The 6085-nt window shown below is 42.9% G+C and carries 6 protein-coding genes, 1 other RNA gene and 2 pseudogenes; 3 read left to right on the forward strand and 6 right to left on the reverse strand.

The genetic code is table 11. The features are described from left to right. Nucleotides 1–174: pseudogene (locus F6J94_RS28490) on the reverse strand (shikimate dehydrogenase); the annotation flags it as partial. A gap of 298 nt (nucleotides 175–472) precedes the next feature. Here F6J94_RS28490 and F6J94_RS28495 point away from each other — a divergent pair. Together F6J94_RS28495 and F6J94_RS28500 are read left to right on the forward strand one after the other, a co-directional pair. Continuing rightward, nucleotides 473–1954 (forward strand): protein kinase, encoded by a 1482-nt coding sequence (locus tag F6J94_RS28495; protein ID WP_293046605.1) that lies wholly within the window; start codon nucleotides 473–475, stop codon nucleotides 1952–1954. A 115-nt stretch (nucleotides 1955–2069) separates the two neighbouring features. After that, a complete protein-coding gene (locus tag F6J94_RS28500) occupies nucleotides 2070–2432 on the forward strand; it encodes a hypothetical protein (RefSeq protein WP_075903340.1) in 363 nt (120 codons plus the stop codon). On the opposite strand, the pseudogene F6J94_RS28505 reads toward F6J94_RS28500, so the two are convergent. The 3 genes and pseudogenes from F6J94_RS28505 to F6J94_RS28515 form a co-directional block, all read right to left on the reverse strand. Further along, nucleotides 2414–2956: pseudogene (locus tag F6J94_RS28505) on the reverse strand (RNA-guided endonuclease InsQ/TnpB family protein); the annotation flags it as partial. The gene F6J94_RS28500 and the pseudogene F6J94_RS28505 overlap by 19 nt on opposite strands. Before the next feature lie 29 nt (nucleotides 2957–2985). Next, the gene (locus F6J94_RS28510) at nucleotides 2986–3831 is read right to left on the reverse strand and encodes a transposase (protein WP_293046608.1); all 846 of its coding nucleotides are present in this window, start codon (nucleotides 3829–3831) and stop codon (nucleotides 2986–2988) included. A gap of 314 nt (nucleotides 3832–4145) precedes the next feature. Next, nucleotides 4146–4274, reverse strand: coding sequence for a hypothetical protein (locus F6J94_RS28515; protein ID WP_293046609.1), 129 nt, complete (start codon nucleotides 4272–4274; stop codon nucleotides 4146–4148). 210 nt (nucleotides 4275–4484) lie between these two features. On the opposite strand from F6J94_RS28515, the gene F6J94_RS28520 reads away from it, so the two are divergent. After that, a complete protein-coding gene (locus F6J94_RS28520; protein WP_293046611.1) occupies nucleotides 4485–5156 on the forward strand; it encodes a hypothetical protein in 672 nt (223 codons plus the stop codon). A gap of 231 nt (nucleotides 5157–5387) precedes the next feature. On the opposite strand, the gene ffs is transcribed toward F6J94_RS28520, so the two are convergent. Next, nucleotides 5388–5484, reverse strand: an RNA gene (ffs, locus tag F6J94_RS28525) — signal recognition particle sRNA small type. A 55-nt stretch (nucleotides 5485–5539) separates the two neighbouring features. Further along, entirely contained in the window at nucleotides 5540–5992 is a 453-nt protein-coding gene (locus F6J94_RS28530; protein ID WP_075903342.1) for a hypothetical protein, read from the reverse strand. Nucleotides 5993–6085 lie beyond the last annotated feature (93 nt).

Below are 6085 nucleotides of genomic sequence, written 5' to 3' on the forward strand. Positions count from 1 at the left end.
CTCAAAACCAGCGATCGCATTTTTCAAATCTGCTGATTTTACCGGTAAGGGTAGGTAGACATAATCCACATCCAAGGATGCGATCGCTCGGTTATGCATCAGTGGTGATAAAGAATGTTCCACTGGATCACCAATCACACCCAGTAACTTTGTTGTTCCTGTTATTTGCACCATCACCCACGTTCTACGCACATAACTTTATAATTTTAAGCCTGAAATAGTTAATAATTGCGACCTTAATATTTCTTATTAACTATTTTTGATTAAGATTGCTGCCTTCGCTTGACAATTCGTTTACAATTCACCATCAACCGTCCACAATACTTACCCCAAGCATCACATTTGAATGAACTCTCATTTTTCTGATGGTGGCTAAAATAGATCATATCGAGCCAATTCTAGTGCCAATTATAATACTAATTAACTAGGCAGCAACGGCATGAAACCAACTGGTATTCAAAAGAGTGGAGCCATGAATTCAATCATTTGTATGAAATGTGAGCAAATCAATCCCAGTCGGGCAAGTTTTTGCTCTCGTTGTGGTGCCTCTCTACTCCCTCCCAGTAGCAGTCTCTTAGACACTAATCTAGACAATAGTAATCTAGACAATAGTAATCTAGACAATAGTAATCTAGACAATAAATTAGAGACTGGAAGCCGATTACGCGATCGCTACATAATTCAGCGCACCTTAGGACAAGGGGGATTTGGCAAAACCTACCTCGCCAAAGACACTGGACGCTTTAATGAACTAGTAACCCTAAAAGAGCTGACTCCAAGAAACCAGGGCACCCAACCCATTGAAAAAGCCGAAGAACTATTTCAACGGGAAGCAACCATGCTGCACAAGCTTTCATCCCCCCAAATTCCGAGATTCTGGGAATTTTTTCGGGATGGCAAACGGTTGTTTCTCGTCCAAGACTACATTGAAGGAAAAACCTATCAAACCTTACTCGAAGAACGAGTAAGCAAAGGGGAACGGTTCAGCGAAACCGAAATTCTCCAACTGTTTCAGCAATTGCTCCCGGTCTTAAGCTACCTACACCAATTAGGCATAATTCACCGAGATATTGCTCCGGACAATATTATCCGTCGTGCTTCCGATGGACTACCAGTATTAATTGACTTGGGTGGTGTCAAACAAATTGCTCTAGAAGTCAATACCCCCGTAACCAGTGGGCAAAACTCCGCCATCTACGCTGGTGGGACTTGCTTAGGTAAAGTTGGCTATGCACCTGATGAACAGCTACGCTTAGGGATTGCTGCTCCCCATAGTGACCTGTATGCTTTGGGAGTAACAGCACTAGTACTAATGACTGGTAAACAGCCCCAGGAACTGGTTGACCCTTATACCCTTAGCTGGCGAACTGAAGAAGAAGTAACTTTATCTCCAGATTTTAATACTATCCTATCTCGTTTGCTGGCATCCCAACCCTCTGAGCGATTCCAATCTGCTGAACAGGTTCTAGACCTAATCCAAACCGATGATTCTGATGATTCTAAGGTTAGAGAAACAGAAATGAAGGGTACTGTGGCTGTAACTCCCCAGTCTAAATCCTACCCACCACCTACTCCCATCAATAATTCCGGTTGCAAGCAAGTGTTTGACGAATCTGTTCCAGTGCCAGCAGAGATTCAAGGCTGGAACTGGGGTGCCTTTTGTCTACCAGGTTTGTGGTGTGTCACCAATCAAGTTTGGATTGGACTGATTGCCTGGACCGATCTATCCTTAGTGACTGGATTTCTTGCTTGGCCAGTGATGGGGATTATTTTGGGCATCAAGGGCAATGAGTGGGCATGGAAAAGTCGCCGTTGGAAGAGTATCAAAACCTTTAAGCGCCATCAACGGGGTTGGGCGATCACATCCTTCGTCATTATTGGTATGATAGTTACCCTACTATTGTTGTTATTTTTAGTATTCTTTATTGGGATAACCTCCCTAGTGCCGTGGTGAATCACCGATTGCTCAACTGTAGCATCCGTGTGTTCAGTGCGTTGCATGCTAGTTTCAGGTTAAACCCAGGGCATTGCTATTACTACCTACCATCACTATCTAAAGGAGAAGAAAAATGACTAGCTTTCCTGCCTGGACTCAAATAATTGTCGCCATGTCAGAATCACAAGTTTTTTACACAGAAGAAGCAACAGGCTATGACAGCATCAGCTTGATTTTACCTGGAAAGCCCTTCGATCTAACCCTTTCCTTAGAAACCTATGAAGACGCGATCGAGATAATTTTTGAAATTTATCCAGACCAAAATGCTTACCGATTAAATATGCGTAACAAGCAGGAAGGAGTAGACCTCCAACAGAAAAGTACTGAAGAAAATTTAGATTTAACTGGATTAGACGCACGGCAAATTGGAACCTACAGTGAATTTTGCCGACATTTAGAGGAATTGTATGGAGTAGCTCAAGAAGTAGGTTGGTGACACTCCCCGGTCATTAGACGCGGGGATTCTTGCTTCAACGAGCCAACTTGCTCAACCAGACCGGAGTCAGGAAAAGTAGAGGTCGATTCTCCGCAAGCGTATCGGCGAAGCCGACGCTACGCGAACGGATTTAAAATCCAAGTTCCTGTGTGCCCCACAGTACTCAAGGCTTTTTCCAGTATGTTGATGGCAGCATTGTGTTCGCGAAGCGGTTCCGAAGGAACATCACGGTCTAACTGACAGCCACACTTACAGGCGTGAGTCCTAGTTGATAGAGACTTTTTCACGACCTCGCCACACTCAGAGCAGTTTTGGCTTGTATAGGCTGGGTTGACTGCAACAGTTACCCGGCCAAACTTAGTTCCAAAATGCTCCATCCATTTCCTAAACTGATACCAACCTGCATCATTAATAGACTTGGCGAGACAGTGGTTTTTAACTAAATTCCTTACCCTTAAATCTTGCCTTCGGCACGCTGCGCGAACGTAGGCCACCAAATCGTTAGATTGGATTACGCAACGCGCCGGAGACGAAACCTTAGAATAAAGAAGCCTTAATAACAAAGATTTAACCCTTTTATGCATAGCCGACTAACCATAAAGGCTTCTTTATTCTTACGGTAACTTCTAACCAGTCTCTTGGCGTGTTCTTCACGTTGCCTACTTATTCTAAGGTGTTCTCTACCTAGTTTGTTAATGGCTTTTCGACGGTTAGCAGAGCCTTTCTTTTTTCGGGAAACCCGACGTTGATAAAACTTTAAACGCTTTTCACCCGTTCTATAAAACCGAGGGTTGGGTTGTGTATTGCCGTCGGAATCCGTATAGAAATCCTTCAGTCCTACATCCAGTCCTACGGTTTTTCCAGTTGGCTTTAATTTTTCGTTGACATCAACTGAAACACAGAACTGGAGGTAGTACCCGTCAGCTCGTCGAACTATCCGAACCCTTTTGATTTGTTTTTTGTCGAATCGCCACAAGTCCCAAGTACCTTTGAGCTTGAGCTTTCCAATTCCCTTCTTGTCACTAAACGTAATCGACTTTTTATCAGGGGAAAACTTCCAACCGGACTGTTTGTACTCAACTGAACGACAGTTCTTCTGGAACTTAGGAAAGCCTTTTTTTCCAGGTATTTTTTTCTTGCAATTGTCGTAGAAACGGACGATTGATGACCATGCCCTCTCCGCAGCAGCTTGACGGGCAGTAGAGTTCAGTTCATTAGCAAATGGGAATTCTCTAGCCAAGACCTTGCAGTATTTGCTAAGGTCATACTTTCCAGTTTGTTTGTTGTCCATCCATAGCCTTATGCAGCTATTGCGGATAAATCTAACCGTTCTAATAGCCTCATCTATGGCTTGGTATTGGTGCTTTTTGCCGTAGGCTTTGAACTCAATTATGATCATTGACCTAAGGTCAAGCTCCGCGAACGGATATCGACCTTTTTTGTTACTGTTTTATACTACCATACCCGGCTACAAAATTTTGATTATTCTCAGATATTCTCTTCACTGCGGCTAAAGCCACCATTTCGCTTTCATCCCGGAGACTAAACCTTATCAGAGGGTCGCCTTAATCAATAAGTTTTAATCCTTATCTGCATAGCCTGCCAACTATAAAGGATCCACTCTTCTTACGGTAACTTCTGACCCGGTCTAAAGACACGGGGCTTTCAGCATCGTTGATTCTTTGTAAGCTATCAGCTATTAGCTGATAGCTATTAGCTTTTGAATAAAGAGCTAAGCATTCGTTCTGTCAGAGTGTCAAAGCCTGTGCCACAAATAGAAGTCTGTGTCACAATAGAAGCCTGTTCCACAAAGCCTTTCGGTGTAGCGTAGCCATAGGCCAAGGACTTTTATCAATACTTTCACTTATCATTAATCTATCAATATTAAATTCTCCCGGGTTTATTTTCAGCTGACTGCTGAACGCTGACTGCTGTTCGCGCACCGTGCGCGTAGCGCATATGCTTTGCTAACTAATTACCAGGTTTTACAGCTTGTCTTTTGATATTTTAAATGACATGATATACACTACCATGGGCAATTTAGCAAAGTCCATGGTTAAAACAACAACTGTCGATCGGATGAGCAAGACCTTATTCACTTACCGACCCAAAGAAATCCCACTCAGCCCTCAGCACTTAGCACTATTTTCAGCACTTAGAACTATTTTAAGATTAGCATCAGCCAGTTTGCTAACTATCAGCTTACTAGGTAGTGGTTGTGGAATGGCTAGCCATGAAGATCTAGATTCTGAACAGACCCATGCTCAGGTCCATGGTGATAAAACTGAAACCGGTAATCACCATAGTAAAGACATGGAGCATAATCACCATAATCACAAAGTCGGCAGCAGTAGTCACCATGGTGAAGATATGGGTCATCATCATGGCACAATGGAAATTCCTTCTGGTCAACCTGTTCCAAATGTTGACCTAGTGGTGTATCCAGATCCGATGACAGGATGGAATTTGGAAATAAAGGTTTCTAACTTCCAATTTTCTGCCAAGAATGCTAGCAAAGCCCATCAACCAGGAGAAGGACATGCCCATCTATTCATCAATGGCAAAAAAATTACCAGGATTTACGGCAATTGGTATTATATTGGCAAGCTTGAACCTGGTAGAAATGAAATCACGGTTACCTTAAATTCCAACAACCATCAGGATTTAGTTCATAATGGTGAATTGATTTCAGATACTGAAATTATCGAGCTTACCTCAAATTAGGCTAACTATAGGGTGATGATTGATGGGGGAAGCTAACACATCACTGGAAACTTCGGATCATTAGTAAACAGGGATGTATCGCTTTTTAGTAGTGTTTTCTTTCACTACTGTTTCCGCCAATTTTTCTTCCCTTGTCTGAAGTTACGCCGCCCGCCCGAAGTAACTAGATCTGAAGTTACTGATAACTGGAGGGATGTCTATTGTGTTATGGCTATGTGTTGTGGCTACGAGGATGACCCGGAGTCCACGCCTATCGTAAGCATCCCGTATTGCTGCTACCTTCCGGTCCTGACAAGGTTTGGGCGTTGCGATCGCGTCGATCCGAGCCACTTATTATAATAGCATCAATTTGGCAAAATGGGAAGGAAGATCTCAGTTTTGATCTATTTCGCGAATATCCCCACCCCGTAATAGCATGAAGAGCTTACACAGTGGGGCATACCGACTTTAACCATAAATTTCCCACTGCCGCGAGGGGTAACTTGAACAATCGGATATTGACCATAGTCAGTATCATAGTCAACGGTTTGGCCATTGTTATCATACAGACCTAGGTCAATATCGAGACAAGCATCATCACAAAAACTTACTAAGGTATAAGATTTACCAGCTTCTAGATCCAGGGTAAATGCATCGACTTGGTTCCGGGAAAGTCTATTTACTACCGGTCGATGAGTTGGCATATAATCGCGGTCTCTTAAATACTGTGCTGCTGCGATTAATTTATTTTCAACTTGCCCCTGACGAGGAGAGCTAGCCAAACCAGCAGTGGGGGTGAATAGTAAGCTACTAGCTAGGAGAGCTAGGCCATTCCGAACTATCTTAGTATTAATCATATATAATAGCAATAAGCGTTTGATTTAATGTTGACTTAAGAGTGATTTTTAGTTATTCCAATTCTCAGCAATGCCTGCAACCAATAAATCTTA

The sequence above is a fragment of the Moorena sp. SIO1F2 genome (assembly GCF_010672755.1).
Taxonomy (GTDB): domain Bacteria; phylum Cyanobacteriota; class Cyanobacteriia; order Cyanobacteriales; family Coleofasciculaceae; genus Moorena.